At 69.8% G+C, this 15927-nt stretch carries 8 protein-coding genes; 2 read left to right on the plus strand and 6 right to left on the minus strand.

Annotated elements, in window-relative coordinates:
• Window positions 1–7 precede the first annotated feature (7 nt).
• Window positions 8–3178 (minus strand): (Fe-S)-binding protein, encoded by a 3171-nt coding sequence (locus BLV31_RS07020; RefSeq protein ID WP_064060366.1) that lies wholly within the window; start codon window positions 3176–3178, stop codon window positions 8–10.
• Between the two features lie 434 nt (window positions 3179–3612).
• On the opposite strand from BLV31_RS07020, the gene BLV31_RS07025 reads away from it, so the two are divergent.
• Window positions 3613–4293 (plus strand): DUF8020 domain-containing protein, encoded by a 681-nt coding sequence (locus BLV31_RS07025; protein WP_064060367.1) that lies wholly within the window; start codon window positions 3613–3615, stop codon window positions 4291–4293.
• Window positions 4294–4807: 514 nt separating this feature from the next.
• Here the strand turns inward: BLV31_RS07025 and BLV31_RS07030 are convergent.
• The 5 genes from BLV31_RS07030 to BLV31_RS07050 form a co-directional block, all read right to left on the minus strand.
• Window positions 4808–6115 carry a S1 family peptidase gene (locus BLV31_RS07030; RefSeq protein WP_064060368.1) on the minus strand — a complete coding sequence of 436 codons (1308 nt, stop codon included), beginning with the start codon at window positions 6113–6115 and terminating at the stop codon, window positions 4808–4810.
• 167 nt (window positions 6116–6282) lie between these two features.
• A complete protein-coding gene (locus BLV31_RS07035; RefSeq protein WP_064060369.1) occupies window positions 6283–7614 on the minus strand; it encodes a S1 family peptidase in 1332 nt (443 codons plus the stop codon).
• A 138-nt stretch (window positions 7615–7752) separates the two neighbouring features.
• Window positions 7753–9330, minus strand: coding sequence for a DUF7159 family protein (locus BLV31_RS07040; RefSeq protein ID WP_033096239.1), 1578 nt, complete (start codon window positions 9328–9330; stop codon window positions 7753–7755).
• Window positions 9321–11798: a LuxR C-terminal-related transcriptional regulator gene (locus tag BLV31_RS07045; protein WP_033096238.1), complete on the minus strand. Its 2478-nt coding sequence runs from the start codon at window positions 11796–11798 to the stop codon at window positions 9321–9323. The genes BLV31_RS07040 and BLV31_RS07045 overlap by 10 nt, the downstream gene beginning before the upstream one ends.
• Before the next feature lie 9 nt (window positions 11799–11807).
• Window positions 11808–13628, minus strand: coding sequence for an Hsp70 family protein (locus BLV31_RS07050; protein ID WP_064060378.1), 1821 nt, complete (start codon window positions 13626–13628; stop codon window positions 11808–11810).
• A gap of 264 nt (window positions 13629–13892) precedes the next feature.
• Between BLV31_RS07050 and BLV31_RS07055 the strand changes: the two genes are divergently transcribed.
• Window positions 13893–15905, plus strand: a complete 2013-nt coding sequence (locus BLV31_RS07055) for an IniB N-terminal domain-containing protein (RefSeq protein ID WP_072740484.1) — start codon at window positions 13893–13895, stop codon at window positions 15903–15905.
• The last annotated feature ends 22 nt before the right edge of the window (window positions 15906–15927 follow it).

Consider the following 15927-nt stretch of genomic DNA (forward strand, 5'->3'; position numbering starts at 1 on the left):
TGCGTACCTACTTGCGGCCGGGTGCCTTCGCGCCGGGCTTGAAGCCGAGCGCGCCCGGCTTCGCCTTCGGTGCCTCGACCTCCGGCTTCGCCGGGGTCGCGGGCGCCTCGGGCTCAGCCGGAGCCTCGGCGACCGGCTCGGGTTCCGGCGTCGGCTCCGCCTTCGCCGGAGCGGCAGGCGCAGCCTTCTTCGCGCCCGGACCCTTCAGACCGCTCTTGAGCTGCAGTCCGCCCGGCTTCGCCTGCGGGATCGCCGACTCCTTCGGCTGCTCCGCAGCAGGCGCCTCGGCCGTAGACGACTCCGCCGCGGGAGCCTCGGCAACAGGTGCCTCCTCGGCAGGTGCCGCCGGAGCCGCCTTCTTGGCGCCCGGTCCCTTCAGGCCGCTCTTGAGCTGCAGTCCGCCCGGCTTCGCCTTCGGCACCGCGGGTGCCTCGGCAGCGGGAGCGTCCGACGACTCGGCAGGAGCGGCGGGAGCAGCAGGAGCGGCCGGCTTCGCAGCGCCCGGGGCCTTCGCGCCCGGGGCCTTCGCGCCCGGTGCCTTGAGACCGCCCTTCATCTGCAGCCCGCCCGGCTTCGCCTTCGGCGCTGCCGCTGCCTCGGCCGCAGGAGCAGCCTCGGACGACGCGGCCGGAGCCGCAGCCTTCTTCGCGCCCGGACCCTTCAGGCCGCCCTTCATCTGCAGGCCGCCCGGCTTAGCCTTCGGCGCTGCCGGCGCCTCGGCAGCTTCGGCAGCAGGAGCCTTCGCGCCACCGGGAGCCTTCGGTCCGCCCGGAGCCTTGAGGCCGCCCTTCATCTGCAGGCCGCCGGCCTTCGGGACACCGGTGGTCTTCGGAGCAGCCGGCGCTGCCGCTGCCGCCTCGACCTCCTCGACGCGCTCCTTCTCGACCTCTTCCGCGGTCTCCTCGACCTCGACCGGAGTCTTCGGCTGCTGGACCACCTTGAGGTTGTCGCTGAGCTTCGCAGCCTCGACGCGAGAGATCGACTCGAGCATGAGCTGCGCAACGTCGATGACCTCGACGCCCTCGCCCTTGCCCTCTTCCTGACGCGCCGTCACACCGTCGGTGAGCATGACGCGGCAGAACGGGCAGCCCGTCGCGATCTTGGCGGGATTCGTGGTGAGCGCTTCGTCGACACGGTCGATGTTGATGCGCTTACCGATCTTCTCCTCCATCCACATGCGGGCACCACCGGCACCACAGCACATGGACCGCTCGCCGTGACGCGGCATCTCGACGAGCTTCGCGCCCGACGCCGCCATCAGCTCACGCGGAGCGTTGTAGACCTTGTTGTGCCGTCCGAGGAAGCACGGGTCGTGGTAGGTCACGTCCTGGCCGACGGCCTTGACCTGGACCAGCTTCTTCGCCCGCACCAGACGGTTGAGCAGCTGCGTGTGGTGGACGACCTCGTAGCTGCCACCCACCTGCGGGTACTCGTTGTTCAGTGCGTTGAAGCAGTGCGCACACGTCACGACGATCTTGCGCTTGCTCTGCTCGACGCCCTCGAACACACCGTTGAGGACCTCGATGTTCTGCTGCGCCAACTGCTGGAACAGGAACTCGTTGCCCGCGCGGCGAGCGGAGTCGCCGGTGCAAGTCTCCTCGGCGCCGAGGACCATGAACTTCACGCCAGCGGTCGCGAGGAGCTCGGCGACGGCCTTCGTGGTCTTCTTGGCGCGGTCCTCGTAGGCACCGGCACAGCCGACCCAGAAGAGGTACTCGTAGCCGTCGAAGCTGTCGGCATCCTGGCCGAAGACCGGGATGTCGAACTCCATCTCGCTGATCCAGTTGAGACGGTCCTTGGCGTTCTGCCCCCAGGGGTTGCCCTTGTTCTCGAGGTTCTTGAACAGACCCGCGAGCTCGGACGGGAAGTCCGACTCGATGAGCACCTGGTAGCGACGCATGTCGATGATGTGGTCGACGTGCTCGATGTCCACCGGGCACTGCTCGACGCACGCACCACAGTTGGTGCACGACCACAGGGTCTCGGTGTCGATGACGGGAGCGAGCTCGCCTGCTTCCAGCAGTCCCTCGGTCTCGCCGACGAGCTTGCGACCCGACTCCTCGCGAGCCGACGCCGGGATCTTCGCCAGCTTGGCCTCGTCCGGGTTGCCCTCGGCGTCGACCAGGCCGACCTCGTCGCCACCGAGATCAGTGCGACCACCGGCGAGCAGGTAGGGAGCCTTGGCGTAACCGTGGTCGCGCAGCGACGTGATGAGCAGCTTCGGCGACAGCGGCTTACCGGTGTTCCAGGCGGGGCACTGCGACTGGCAACGACCGCACTCGGTGCAGGTCGTGAAGTCCAGCCAGCCCTTCCACGTGAAGTCCTCGATGCGGCCGGCACCGAAGGTGTCCTTGTCCGGATCGGCGTCTTCCATGTCGACGGGCTTGCCGCCGGACATCATCTGACGTGCGGCGCCGAGGGCGGGACCGCCGTCGTCCTCACGCTTGAAGTAGATGTTGAAGAAGGCCGAGAAGCGGTGCCATGCGACACCCCACGTGATGTTGCGGCCGACGATGTAGAGCCACACCATGCCCGACATGAGCTTGATGAACGCGAAGACCGACACGAGTTCGGGGCTCTCCGGAAGGATCCGGGCGACCTGCATCGTGAAGAAGTCGGTGTAGGCGTTGTGGTGGTGGTAGGTGGCGATCTTGCCGGCCTTCACCAGGATCATGCCCAGGCCCTCGAGCAGCACGACCGCTTCGACGAAGTAGGCGGCCTTGAAGTTCGAGCCGCTGAAGCGCGACATCCGACCGGGCTGACGTGGATGATTGCGCTGGCGGATGTAGATCAGCGTCAGGATGCCGATCACCGTGCCGAGGCCGAGGATCTCGTCGATGAAGTGATAGACGACGGTGTCACCGATGAGGGGCCAGTGGAAGCTCGGGTCGAACGTCTGGCCGTAGGCCTCGAACCAGACGATCGCGCCGAGCATGAAGCCGACCATCACCAGCCAGTGCGCCCAGCCGACGGTCCGGAACTTGACCATCTTCGTGTGCGCGAGGAATTCGACGACCATCTGCTTGAAGCGCGGGAAGAACGGCCGCCAGCGGTCCGGGGCCGGCTGGCCGACCCGGATCGTGTTGACCATCTTCAATGCGCCGCTGATGAACGCGAACCAACACACGAGGCTCAGCAGCACGCCGATCGTGCCCAACGTAATCGTCAGGGCATTCATACGTGGCCTTTCGTGTCGGGGGCGGCGTCGTGCCGCCTGGTATGAGTCACCGCATCGTAACGCAAGCTAAGTTACCCACCGGTAACTTGGTCTGAACTGGAGTTACCCGCCAGTAGCAAAATCTGCGTCGAATCGGAGACCGTGTGCCCGGACACGCTAGAGGTCAAACGCGATACCGCCGTCGCGCAGGATGTCCTAACTCGCCCGAAACGAGGCGTATGTCACACGGAGGTCACGACACGCTCTACCGGCCACGATGCGGTGTCCATTCGGACAAAGGGGTATAACGCTCCGGATGTGATGTCGGTTATGATTTGCCCGGTACGTGGGGTTCGCACGTGGGATGTACACGTCGGGGGACGTAGAACTCCAGGTCGATACAGCAGAATGGGGGCGTCTTAACAGGCGTGCGCCATGTCACAGAACGGAAAAGTATGAAGCTGAAGAAGCTTGCCGCTGTGGCGACGATGACGATCGCCGCCATGGGCATCACAGCCGGTACCTCGTACGCGGCGCCCGCTGCGCAGGACGAGATCAACTACGAGTCCAAGATCGAGGGCGACTCGGTGGTCACCGTCATCGACGCAGGCGAGTTCCAGGTCTCCGGTGACGGCGAGAGCGTCGAACTTCAGGACAACGCCGGCAACACTGTTCTCAGCCTGCCTCTGGCCATCCAGCTCGGCGATCTGCAGCTCCCCTTCGAGCGTCAGATCAGCGAGGACGGCAAGACCCTCACGCTGACCCCGGTCACCGACCTGTCGAAGGCCACCCCCGTCGCCCCTGAGGACAAGGTCGGCGCGAGCCTCACGCCGGTCGCCCTGAAGCTGACCGATGTCGCTTCGCCGGACGAGAACCTGAAGGCTCAGCAGAACTTCGCGTCGCAGCTCGGCATCGCCACTGCGGTCGGCGGTCTGGCCGGCACCATCATCGGCGCCGTGGTGGGCGGTCTCGGCCTGCTCGGCGGCCCTGTGGGCCTGGCTTCGATCCCGCTGGGCGCCGGTATCGGCGGCGTCATCGGCACTATTGTCGCCGGTGGTCCGACGTTGATCGTTGCAGGCATCGGTCTCATCCAGACCCTTACCGCGCCCCCTGGCACCACGGTCTACGCGAACTGATTCCAGTCGGCTAGGCATTCGAACTCGAACGGCCGCTGTAAGGACGAGCTCCTTACAGCGGCCGTTCTCTGTCCGAGCGTCGGAACGCGCACAGAAAAGCCCTGTCCGGAAGTACGGACAGGGCTTTCAGCTCGAATCGGGTGTCTTTAGATGGACCCGATGAGTCGGCTGCCGTGGCGGATGATGTCCCAGACATAGCCAAGGATGTCGAAGCCGAGTTCGAGGCTGGTCATCAAGATCTCGCTGCTCAAGTGAAGTCCTTTCGAGGGATGGCGCTATCAGCCGGGGTGCGAGGATCGTAACCCACGCTAAACAGACATTCGGCGCAACATCCCGGACGTGGTCAGCTTCCTGGGAATCGCAGCTCGGAGACGTTCTACCATCAAGATTCAGGGCCATTCCGGGGCTTCCGCAAGCAGCCTCCGAGCCCGCGTCGACCGGCACGGCCGTACGCCCCGACGAACGACGAAGGTCCGCTCCCCGTGGGAAGCGGACCTTCGTGATGTTCTGGGGATTACCAGGTGCGGACCTTCAGGCCCGGGTTCTCGGCCAGGACCGTCTTGATCGGCGTGGCGAACAGCTCGGGGCTCTCACCGAGCAGGCCGCTGACGAACCCGGCGATCTCGCACATGCCGTACTGGCCGACGTTCGAGGCGCTGGAGATGCCGAGGGCGAGAGTGCCGGTGACGAGGGTGCCACCGCTGTCGCCCTGCAGGGCGCACAGGTTGGTGGAGAAGCCGTTCTCGAGCACGCGGTGGCCGATCTCGACGTTCTGGTTGGCGGCCGTCACGACGCCGCAGCTGTAGCCGGTGCGCAGGCCCGACTTGCAGACCGGAGCGCCGACGACGGGATCCGCGACGCCCGTGATGGTCAGCGGAGCGGCGAACGGAACGCGCACGCCGTTGTTCTCGAAGCGGGCTGCGGCCTCGGCGGAGGGACGGATCAGCGCGTAGTCGCTGCGGTCGAGCACGGTCTTCTCGAACGAGCCGAGGTGCTGACCCAGGTTGTCGCCGACGAGCTGGTGGACCTGGGACGCCCATCGCGTACCGGCCTGGGCGCGGTTGGGGTCGCAGTGGCCGGCGGTGATGTTCACGGGCTGTCCGCTGCCGTCCTCGGCGTTGAAGCCGAGCGAGCAGCGCAGGCCCTCGCCGGCGCCGAGCGCGGCGTAGGCGTCGCCACCGAAGAGAGCGTCGGGGGCGTCGAGGCCACCGGCGATGGGCTGCAGGTCGGTTGCGCCCTCCGGGGTCAGTTCGGCGGGAGCGAACAGCACGCGCACGCCGTCGAGGAAGTCGGGGAGCTCGACGCCGGACACGTTGTCGGTGCGCACGACGACATCGTTGTTGACCACGTCGATGGCGATGCCGCGGATGACGTCGGCGACGGCGGGCGGCTGGGTCTCGAGCCAGTCGCCCAGCGCGCCGAGCTGATCTTCGAGGGCGTCCTCGCTGCGCTCGGTCTCGGCGACGGCGAATCCGGCATCCTCGGCGGCCTTGCGGGCCTCCTCGAAGCCGTCACCCTCGGTGAGGCCGACGGTGGCGGTGCCCTGGTCGTCCAGCCACACACCGGCGAAGACGGCTTCGAACTGCTCCCGTGCCTTCTCGGCGAACGCGGCGAGATCCTGGCTGCGCTGCGCATCGGCGAGGAAGCGCTCGGCATCGATGTTCAGGTCGCGCTGCAACGCCTCGACGAGCTCGGCCGGCAGAGACGATGTCTGCGTGGGTTCGGTCTCGGGTTCGGCCTGCGCGATGGCAACGGCAGGGCCGAGGAGTAGCAGTGCGGTCGAACCGATGACGGCCGTCCGACGTGCGAAGGTGCGTCGCATGGATACCTTTCTCGTTCCTTCGCGCATGCACGCGCGAAGGCGCCGTTCCCCCACGGATCGGCGTCCGTCCGATCCTAAGGGGTGATCGAGGAAGTACATAGCTACTTCTCGGTTACGGATGAGACTCGTGTGACTGTTGTGACGAACGGACCGGACGGTTCCAGACGTTATGCCGGGTTCGCCGCAGTACGGACTCGGGTGCCGGTGGCGTTCTCGATCTCTTGGATCGGGATGCCGAGGCTGGAGGTGCCGCCGTTGGGCGCGAGCACCAGATTCGCCTCGACGCAGTTCGGGGCGCCCGCACTGTTCGATCCACTGATCACACCGAGTGCGAGGGTGCCGGTGACGATCGCGCCGCCGCTGTCACCCGCGAGGGTGCAGGCCGAGGTCGCGAAGCCGCGGATGGTGCTCGAGAAGCCCGAGTCGTAGGTCAGCTGGGTCTCGATGCGATCGGCGACGACGAGCCCGCACGTGAACGACGACGACTGTCCCGACTTGCAGACGGGCGCGCCGACGACCGGAACGGCCGTGCCGGTGACCGTGAGGGTCGAGCCGTTGCCGCCGCGAACCGACGGGCGGTCCAGGCCCGCCTCGACGCCGGCCTTGTCGAGCGAGACGATGCCGTAGTCGAGGGTGCTGTCGGTACCGACCGTGGACTCGGTGAACTTGCCGATCCGGACGCTCTCGTCGATGTTCGCGCGGTTGGGCAGGTAGACCGTCGAACCACCGTCGGAACGAGCGACCGCGTCGCAGTGACCGGCGGTGAGGTTGACGGCGTCGCCGTCGGCGTCGACACCGTTGAAGCCGAACGAGCAGATGCCGATGCGCTCGATGGGCGTGGCGCGGACGTCGCCGTCGGCGGTGATGTAGGTGTCGCCACCCATCGGGGCCGGATCGTTCGGCGGCATGCCCGGCGACAACTGGACCTGCACGTTCGCCACCAGCGACGGCAGGTTCAGTGCGCGCCCGATCGGCGAGTTCACGATGTCGAGGACGATCTGGTTGTTGAGCACATCGATCGACGCGGAGTTGATCTGCGACGACACCTCGCGCGGGAGCCCCGCCACCCAGCGGTTCAGTTCGGCGAGGGCCTGCTCGAGTCCGTCGGCCGAGACCGGCGCGACCGTCGCCCGGTAGCCGTCCTGGGCTGCCTTCTCTGCGGCCTCGGGGTTCGTGACGGCGATGACGGGCTTGCCGTCCTCGCCGAGCCAGGCACCGGCGAACTCGGAGGGACGCTCGGAGCGGAAGTCGCGGGCGTAGTCACCGAGTTCCTGCGCCCGCGCGGCGCGATCGAGGTATTCCTCGGGCGTCAGACCCAGGTCGCGCTGGATCGCTTCGACGAGCTCGGCGGGAAGTTCAGCGGAAGGCAACTGTTCGGCGGGCGCGGCGTTCGCTGTGGCGCTCAGAGGCACAGCCAGCAGAACCGCGGAGGCCGCTGCGACTGCGACGCGGCGGGTGGTGGAACGGACTGCGGCGCGCGACGCCGACGAGAGACGCATGGAGGCCTTTCATGTGTGCTCGATGTGCTCTTGAACAGGTGCTTCGTGGAATCGGCGAGCCGACCCGCGGGACAGCCTACGGGACGGCCCGGCGACCGCCGATAGTGCCGTAGGTCACCACTCGGATACCCGCGCTGTCTAGCTGCCGGTCTCAGTCTCTGTCGTTTCCGGAATGTCCGTCGAGGGCGGTTCCTCAGAAGGGTCGGGATCGGTCGGGGCGGTCGTCGGCTGGGTCGTCGTGGTGGTGGTACTGCCACCGCTCCCGCCACTGCCACCACTGCCGCGTCCGCCACCCGAGGAATCATCGGGCTGGTTCCGCCGCGACCAGCCGGTGCTCGAGGTGGTTGAGGACGTGCTCGAGGTGGTCGAGCCGGGCGACGACGACGAAGAGGACTGTTCGCTCGTGCCGGTGGTGGGATCGACCCAGGTCTGCTGCACGACCGGCGGGGCCACCGGGACCGCTTGCTCGGCGGTGGCCGGCTCGGTCGACTCCTCGGTGGTGGTCTCCTCGGTGCTGCGGGGAGCCGGCGGCTTGCTCGACTTCGAGGTCGTCGTGGTTGCGGGAGCGGTCGGGGTCTCGGCGACCTGCGTGCCCGCGGTGGCCGTCGGGGAGTCCCGCAGCCCGAACACCAACGCGCCGACGCCTACCAGCAACGCGATCGCCGCAGCCGCCGCGATGGCCGTGACCTTCGACGAGCGACCCGAGGGCTTCTCGTCGGCGGCATCTCCGGCTGCGACGGCGGCGACCGTCGCCTTCGGCGTGTTCGCCGCGGCGGCAGCGGGCGTGGCGCCCGGAGGGGGAGTCGCGGTGATCTTCGAGATCACCGCGGTGATCTCGGGGTCGAGTTCGCTGCGTCGCGGTTCGGTGAGCTTGGCGGTGGGCAGGATCTGCGTCGAACCGAGGAGGTCGACCGAGCCGGCGGCCGCGGCGAGAGCGGCGCCCCGCACCATCGTCTGGTGCGGGGCGGGCGCCAAAGCACACCGCACACCGAGACCGGTCTTCACCGATTGTGCGACGAGCTGCGCGGCGCTCGGATCGACTGCTTCGTCGATCGTGACGACGATGGCGTCGAGGTTGCTCACGAGCCAGCCGAACGCGCCGAGCGCCGACGAGAGCTGCGCGGCGACCGACGGAGCGTCGTCCTCAGGGAATCGGAAGGCCTTACCCGCCGCGACTCCAGAGCGCACGAGCGTGACGGTCGAGCCCTGCGGGTCGATGTGGTAGACCGCGAGGAGCCGTCCGGTCTGATGCGCGACCTGCGATTCGAACCATGCCGCGGCGGCCTCGGCGTCGGAGACGAGCGAGACGTGACGCAACCCGACGTAGTCGAGGGCGTTGCGCAGCACCGCGACCGTCGAGCTCGGCCAGTCGGTGGGATGCGTCGCCACAGCCGTGTACGGAGTGTCGCCGATGAGGGAGGCTGCGTCGGCGAGGAGACATTCCATGGCCGTTGCGACCAGGTCTTCGGCGCGGGAGAGTGACCCGTCGTTGGCGCGGACACCGCCGGAGTGGCCGAGGCGGTCGACGAAGCCGGTGAAGGAACTGGTGTGCCCGTCGACGACGTCGTGGTCGCCCAGCGTCGCGGTGCCGTCGGAATGCAGGTGGACGGCGGTGAACCGCTCGATCGGTGCGGGGTCCGGCCGTCCCGGCGTCGGTGAGGTGACCGCAACCGACGACACGGTGGTCCCCACCCTCAGGCCTACGCCTACGGACATGCCGGCTTTCCTCCATTCCGGTCGGAGTGCATGTGACGGGATACATCTGCGCCGTGCCCCATGGCTCGGAGCAGTGACAGGAGCTCCGAGCGGGAACCGGCACCGAGTCGGCGCCGGATACGGGCGACATGATGTTCCACGGTCTTCGCGGAAATGTACAGGTGGTTCCCGACTTCTCGGTAGGTGAGGCCCGAAACCACCAGGTCGGCCACCTGCGCCTCGCGCTCGGACAGTGCACCCGGTTTCTCCCGTGCGCCGAGGGGTGATTCGTCCGGAACGCTCGGGGGAGCGGCGGGGGCGACGTCGACCGGTGCGCGACCGGCCGGGCCGTCCTGCCGGATCGTCCGCGCGACCTGCAGCAATCCGGTGGCGACGGTGGTGTCGTCCGTCCGGAGCGCTGCTTCTCCCGCGAGCTTCGCGCCGTCCCACGGGAGACCCACGGACGCGAGGGACTCGGCCGCCTCGCGGATGCGCGTCGCGTCGACCTCACCGCGCAGCACCGAGAGCCATGCATGCCCGGCCCGCGCGAGCACCGCGGCGTAGGCAGTGGTCTCCGCGGCCAGGGCGAGCGCGCGGGCGTGCGGGACAAGGTCGGCCGGACGGTCCGCGGCGATCGCGGCCTGCACTCCGTACCAGTGCAGCGCCGCACCCCACAGCGGTGGCTCGCCGAGGGTGGTGAGCAGCGCACGGGCACCGACGACGAGGTGCGCGACCCGCGCGGACTCCCCGAGGCGGACGGCGGCCAGCCACAGTTCACCCAGGGGCAGCAATCCGAACAGGTCGACGGAGTACTCGGCGACGACCGCCTGCGCGGCCTGCCATCGCACCGTCAACGCTCCGAGGTCGGCGTTGCGTCGCGCCAGCCCGACCTGCAGGGCGTGGAAGAAGAGAAGATTGCGTTGCCCGGTCACCTCGGGAGCGACGGCTTCGGCGGTCGCCGCGGCGGCGGTGAGATCACCGCCGAGCATCTCGGTCCACGCCACCAGGATGCGATTGCGCACGGTGGGAGTCTCCGGACGGTCGAGGATCGCGCGTGCGTACCCGAGTTCGCCCGAGTGCAGACACAGCAGTGCGGCGACGGCGTCGACCGTGTCGGGCCAGGCGCGCAACGAACCGTCGGATCCGAGGCTCGTCAATGCGCGGGCGAGGTGATTCATCGCGATCCGGCCGTCGCCGCCGACGGATTCGCGCAGGCCCTCCTCGAGCAGTCGTGCGGCGGAGGCCGCAGAGGTCGGCGCACCCGAGACGGCGGCACCGCGGAGACGTTCTGCGGCCGAGGGGCGTCCGGCGGCGAGCAGCACTGTGGCGGCGAGAGGAGCGTCCGTACCGACCCGTTCGGGGCCGAGCCATTCGAACAGGTCGGCGCTGCGGTCGAGCATGCCGCGATGCGCGGCGATACTCGCGGAGATCCGGGTGGCGGCGCGCACGTCGTCGACGTCCACCGTGTCGGCGCGGTCGAGCAGCCGGTCGGTGACCTGCTCGGCTCGCTCGAGATCCCCTGCCGCAAAGGCGACTTCGGCGCGCCGCACTGCGAGGGCATCGGGATCGGCTCCTGTCGGTACCGCGGCGTCGAGAAGATCGGCGGCCTCGCGCGGCGTTGCGTCGACCGCGAACTCCACGAGCCGTCGGGCGAGATGCGGATCGGTGAGGCCGATCGTGGCGAGCCCCCGGGCGAGGTGCGGCGTGAGTGTTCCGGCGTCGATGCGTGTCGCGAGGAGGCGGCGGGCGACGGCGAACAGGTTGTGTCTCCCGAGGACCGCGGCGGGCACGCCGCTCGCTCCCGCAGTGAGACTCGCTGCATCGGCCCCGAGCAGACCGCTCGCGCGGGCCGCGTCGACGAGATCGAGGGCCCGCTCGGCGGGTACCTCGAGTACGGCGGAGAGTTCGCCGGGATCGAGCGCCGCCCCGAGATCGACGAGCGCGAGGGCTGCGGTGAGATCGAGATCGGCGAGGAGCTGCCGGCGGATCCCCTCCTCGACGGCCTGCCGGACATCGGCCTCCGTCCGCACGGCTTCGAGGGCGGTGTCGACGAGATGCGGTACGCCGCCCGTCAGGCGGTGCAGGGCACGCACCTGGGGTGGCGCGAGCCGAAGCTCGAACGATGCCGCGCGACCGGCGATCTCACGGGGCGTCCACGAGCCCAGTTCCACCACTGTCCCGTTTCCCGCGAACGCTGCGGTCAGCGAACGCATCTCGGCTCGGTGGGGTCGAGCTTCGGTGGCCACGACGATTCCGGTCGGCGCATTCCGGACGTGGTCGACGAGCTCGTGCAGTTCCGCGGCGGTCATGCGGTGCGCGTCGTCGACGGTGCGGGTGTCGCCGAGATCGGTTCGGAGCGAAGCGAGTACGGCGGACTTCCCGCTTCCGGTGCCGCCGACGAGCAGCAGTCGCGGGGGAGCGGCCGCGGTCAGGGCACGCGTGACCTCCCGGGGGACCGGGCGTCGCGGAGGAGCGGGAGCGGACGTCATCGGGATCGGTCAGCGTCCGGTTCCGAGCAGTCCGCCGACGACCTGCCCCGTGCCGTCGAGGACACCCCCGACCACGTTGCCGGTGCCGTCGAGCACCCCGCCGACGCCGTTACCGACACCCTCGACGACCGCACCGGCACCCTGACCTGCGCCGGACAGGGCGTCGCCGACGCCGCTGCCACCCGTGCTCGGCGGGGTCGGTTGCGGCGCAGGCTGAGGGGCGGGCGCTGGGGCCGGAGCAGGAGCGGGTTGCGGCGCAGGCTGGGGTGCCTGCGGGCTTTGACCGGGTGCTACCGGCGCGGGTGCGGTCGGGTCCGGCGCAGGTACAGCGCCGGTGGGTGCGGCGCCGGAAGCGGGCGTCGCGGCGACCGGGACAGCGGTCACGGTGCCGTCCGGTCCCTGCACCCCGATCGGGACGGTGGTTCCCGCCTCGGACGGCTGCGCGCCGGTCGTGCCGGGAACGGTCGTACCGGGGACGGTCGCGGTGGTGGTCGAGTTGCCGGCCACGACCTCGCTCGACGGACCCACCTCCGAACCGGGTGTCTCGGCCTCCGACGACAGGGTGCCGATCGCCAGTCCACCCCCGGCGAGGACGACGACGGCAGCGACAGCGGCACCCACCAGCGCGAACGAGCGGGCACGGGCGCGTGAGGGTGTGCCGGACCCGGTGTCGACGACCGCAGGCCGATGCGCGGCGGCGACCGGCGGCGCCTCAGCGGCGGGCACCACCGGGAGCGCGACGGTCTCGGGCTCGTCGTCGACGACAGGTGCAGGAGGCGCCATCGGCACCGCGGCAGTCGGGGCACCGTCCGCGGCTGCTGCAAGCGCGGCCCCATGCGCTGCGGTGAAGGCCGGTCGCGCCGACGAGACGATCGGCAGACCCAGCTCCGACGAGATCAGTTCGGCGACGAGCGGGGTGGACGAGCCACCACCGATCAGCAGTACGCGTCCGATGTCCGCACGATCGAGCCCGGCCCCGCGGATCGCGTCCTGTACCACGGCGAGCGACGCCCCGAGCGGTTCCCGGGCGAGTTCCTCGAACTCGCTGCGCACCAGACGCAGGTCGCGGTGCAGGCCGGGCAGCGCGACCGGCACCACCGTCTCGGTGTCGCTGGACAGTGCCTCCTTCGCCGCGCGGCACCGACCGCGGAAGTCGGCGAGTGCCGCGACGGTCGCGGAATCGAACGGATCGAGGCCGGTCGAGTCCCCGCCGAGCGTTTCCAGCAGATAGGTCGTGACGAGATGGTCGAAATGGTCGCCGGAGACGTCGTCGCTGCTCAACGGGCGGCCCAGCAGCATGGGATGGGCGCCGCCCTGCACGACGGTGACGTCGAGGCTGCGCGCACCGAGGTCGTAGACCACCGTCACGTCGTCTCCCAGCGGCCCGTGTGTGGCGTCGAGCCAGCGCACCGCCGCGATCGGTTCGGGGATCGTCCGTGCGGTCACGCCGGCGCGGACGAGTGCCGCCTGTAAGGTCTCGACGGTGTGAGCCGACCACGCGGCGGGATGTGCCAGCATCGTCGGCACATCGGAGGTGCCGGTGCGGTACTGCAGGCGGGCCACGGTCGACGCGACGAGATCCTCACCGAGATAGGTGGAGCCGTCGTCGGCGAGGATGCCGACCGGATCGCCGACCCGGGCCGCATAGCCGGAGAACACCTGCGCACCGGGGGGCGGGGTACCGGCGCCGAGGACGAGGGCTCCGCCCTCGGGGAGGTGGAGTTCGGTGGGGACCGACAGAACGCTGGGATCGCCGGCTCGGGGCTGGTCGAGCACGGTGAGGGCCACCGAGTTGACCGCCCCGATCGTGACGCCGAGTCCTGAATACATGCACGCTCCCGTGTTCTGGGCGGACATCGGTCCGCGATCTCGTTCCACCGTTCGGTCTCGATGAGCCTGTCGTTCCCGCCGCGCGGCCCGTTAGCGCCCACGCCGCCACCGGCCCGATCGTAGGGACTGTCCCCTAACGACCCCCACGCCCCCGAACCCCGATCCCCTAACGGGTGACGGCGGACAGGGGGCCGCACCCCCTGTGCCCGCGACCGGCCGTTTCGTAGCGTCGTCCGTAGATCCCGACGACTCAGGAGACACGCGATGGCCACCAACGCCGTACTCGACTTCATCCTCAGCCTGTTCCGTGACGAGAAGGAACTCGCCCGGTACTGCAACAACCCCGAGGCCGTCCTCGCCGAAGCCGGATTGGACAGCGTGTGCCACGCCGACATCGTCGCCGTCGCCCCGCTCGTTGCGGACAGTGGTCTGTTCGCCGGAACCGCCGCCGAACTGACCGCAGCGCTGAACGGTGCGGCGAACGTCGGGGCGTCGATCGCAGGCACCGCCGCAGCCGGTCTGGGCGGAGCAGCGGGCCTCGGTGGCGCAGTGGGCCTCGGTGGCGCCGCCGGCCTGGGCCTCGGTGTCGGAGCAGGCCTCGGTGGGGGCCTGGGTCTCGGTGGTGGACTTAACCTCGGCGGCGGACTGGACCTCGGCGGGACCGTCGGCGCGCAGACCGGGATCGTCGTCGACCTCGGTGCGCAGCTCGGAGCGGCGCTCGAAGCCGGTGGCGAACTCGGCGCTTCCCTGGGTGCAGCGCTCGGTGGTGCTCTCGACTCAGGCCTCGAACTCGGCGGATCCTTCGACGTCGGAGGTGCCGTGGCCGGAGCGCTCGAAGGTGGGCTCGGCCTGGGCGTCGGTGCCGCTGCAGACCTGGCCGCGGCGATCGACGCGGCCGTCGAGGCCTCGGGCGGCCTCGGCGCAGATCTCGCCACGACCCTCGAAGGAGCCTTGGGCATCGGCGGCACCCTCGGCGCCGACATCGGGCTTGCCCTCGGTGGCCTGCTGGAATCGGCCGTCGACGTCGGCGGCACCTTCTCGACCGAACTCACCGCGGCCCTCGAGGGCGGCGCCGAACTCGGTGCCGCACTCGGCACGACCCTCGGTGGCGTTCTCGGCGTGGGCACGGAACTGACCGGCGCGCTCGGCACGAGCCTGGGCGGCGTCCTCGGTGGTGTGGCCGATCTCGGCGCCGGACTGGGAACCGACCTTTCCGCCGGTCTCGACGCCGGTGTGGGCGCGACGCTCGGCCTCGGTGCGTCCCTCTCGGCCCTGCTCGGAGCGGGCGGTGGAGCTGCGGCCGATCTCGGCGCCGCGCTGGGGACCGTCATCGAGAACAGCGCGCAGGGCGGTCTGCTCGGCGGTGTCGACCTCGACGCGGTCCTCTCGGGTGGCGGTGAGATCGACGCTGAGGCCGGGGCGGGCGTCGAACTCGGCACGCTGGTCGGCGGGGTGCTCGGAGGTGCGCTCGGCCTCGAGACCACCGCGGCCACCGAACTGTCGTCGGCGCTGAACGTCGCCATCGGCTCGACCACCGGTATCGGCGCGACCGTCGATTCGACCGTGCAGGCGGGGACGAACCTCGGATCGGATCTGTCGTCCGTCCTCGGCTCGACCTTCGCGACCGGCGGCTCGGCCGGCGCCGAGCTCGGCCTGCAACTCGGCAGTGCACTCGAGACGGCCGCAGGGTCGGCGTCCCTCGATGCGGGGGCCGATCTCGGCACGCAGCTCGCGTCGACGATCGGCGGCAGCCTCGACGCCGGTGCCGAAGCCACCGGTCAGCTCGGCTACGCCCTCGACGGCGCACTGGACGCGGCGGCGGAACTCGGGGCCGGAGTGAACGTGGGAGCGGACCTCGGCGCGGCGATCGGCTCGGGGATCGGCGCGGCCGGTGGACTGGGAACGTCCGTCGATCTGGGTGCAGCCACCGATGTCGAGAACGGGTTGGATCTCGGTGGTGCAGCAGACCTGGGCGCGGCTGCCGACCTCGGTGTCTCCGGCGGTCTGGAGAGCGCAGCCGACCTCGGTGCCGAGCTGTCCACGCAGGTGGGGACGGCCCTGTCGGGCGGGGTCGATACGGCCCTGTCGGGCGGGGTCGATACGGCCCTGTCGGGCGGTGCGGACAGCTGGGCATCGGTCGGCGAGGACGTCTTCGGCTCTGCCTCGGGAGCTGCGGGCTTGTTCGGCGAGGGTGGTCTCACCGCGACCTCCGGTCTCGGCGGCGACTCCTCTCTCGGCGCCACCGACTCCACCGAGCTCGACGAACTGCTGCCCTGACCCGCAGCGGTGCGGGCTCCGG

Origin of the sequence: Rhodococcus pyridinivorans, assembly GCF_900105195.1 — a bacterium.
Taxonomy (GTDB): Bacteria; Actinomycetota; Actinomycetes; order Mycobacteriales; family Mycobacteriaceae; genus Rhodococcus; species Rhodococcus pyridinivorans.

Coding starts and splice junctions, on each gene's coding strand:
- BLV31_RS07020 (WP_064060366.1), bottom strand. CDS start 3,178: ATGAATGCCCTGACGATTACGTTGGGCACGATCGGCGTGCTGCTGAGC.
- BLV31_RS07025 (WP_064060367.1), top strand. CDS start 3,613: ATGAAGCTGAAGAAGCTTGCCGCTGTGGCGACGATGACGATCGCCGCC.
- BLV31_RS07030 (WP_064060368.1), bottom strand. CDS start 6,115: ATGCGACGCACCTTCGCACGTCGGACGGCCGTCATCGGTTCGACCGCA.
- BLV31_RS07035 (WP_064060369.1), bottom strand. CDS start 7,614: ATGCGTCTCTCGTCGGCGTCGCGCGCCGCAGTCCGTTCCACCACCCGC.
- BLV31_RS07040 (WP_033096239.1), bottom strand. CDS start 9,330: ATGTCCGTAGGCGTAGGCCTGAGGGTGGGGACCACCGTGTCGTCGGTT.
- BLV31_RS07045 (WP_033096238.1), bottom strand. CDS start 11,798: ATGACGTCCGCTCCCGCTCCTCCGCGACGCCCGGTCCCCCGGGAGGTC.
- BLV31_RS07050 (WP_064060378.1), bottom strand. CDS start 13,628: ATGTATTCAGGACTCGGCGTCACGATCGGGGCGGTCAACTCGGTGGCC.
- BLV31_RS07055 (WP_072740484.1), top strand. CDS start 13,893: ATGGCCACCAACGCCGTACTCGACTTCATCCTCAGCCTGTTCCGTGAC.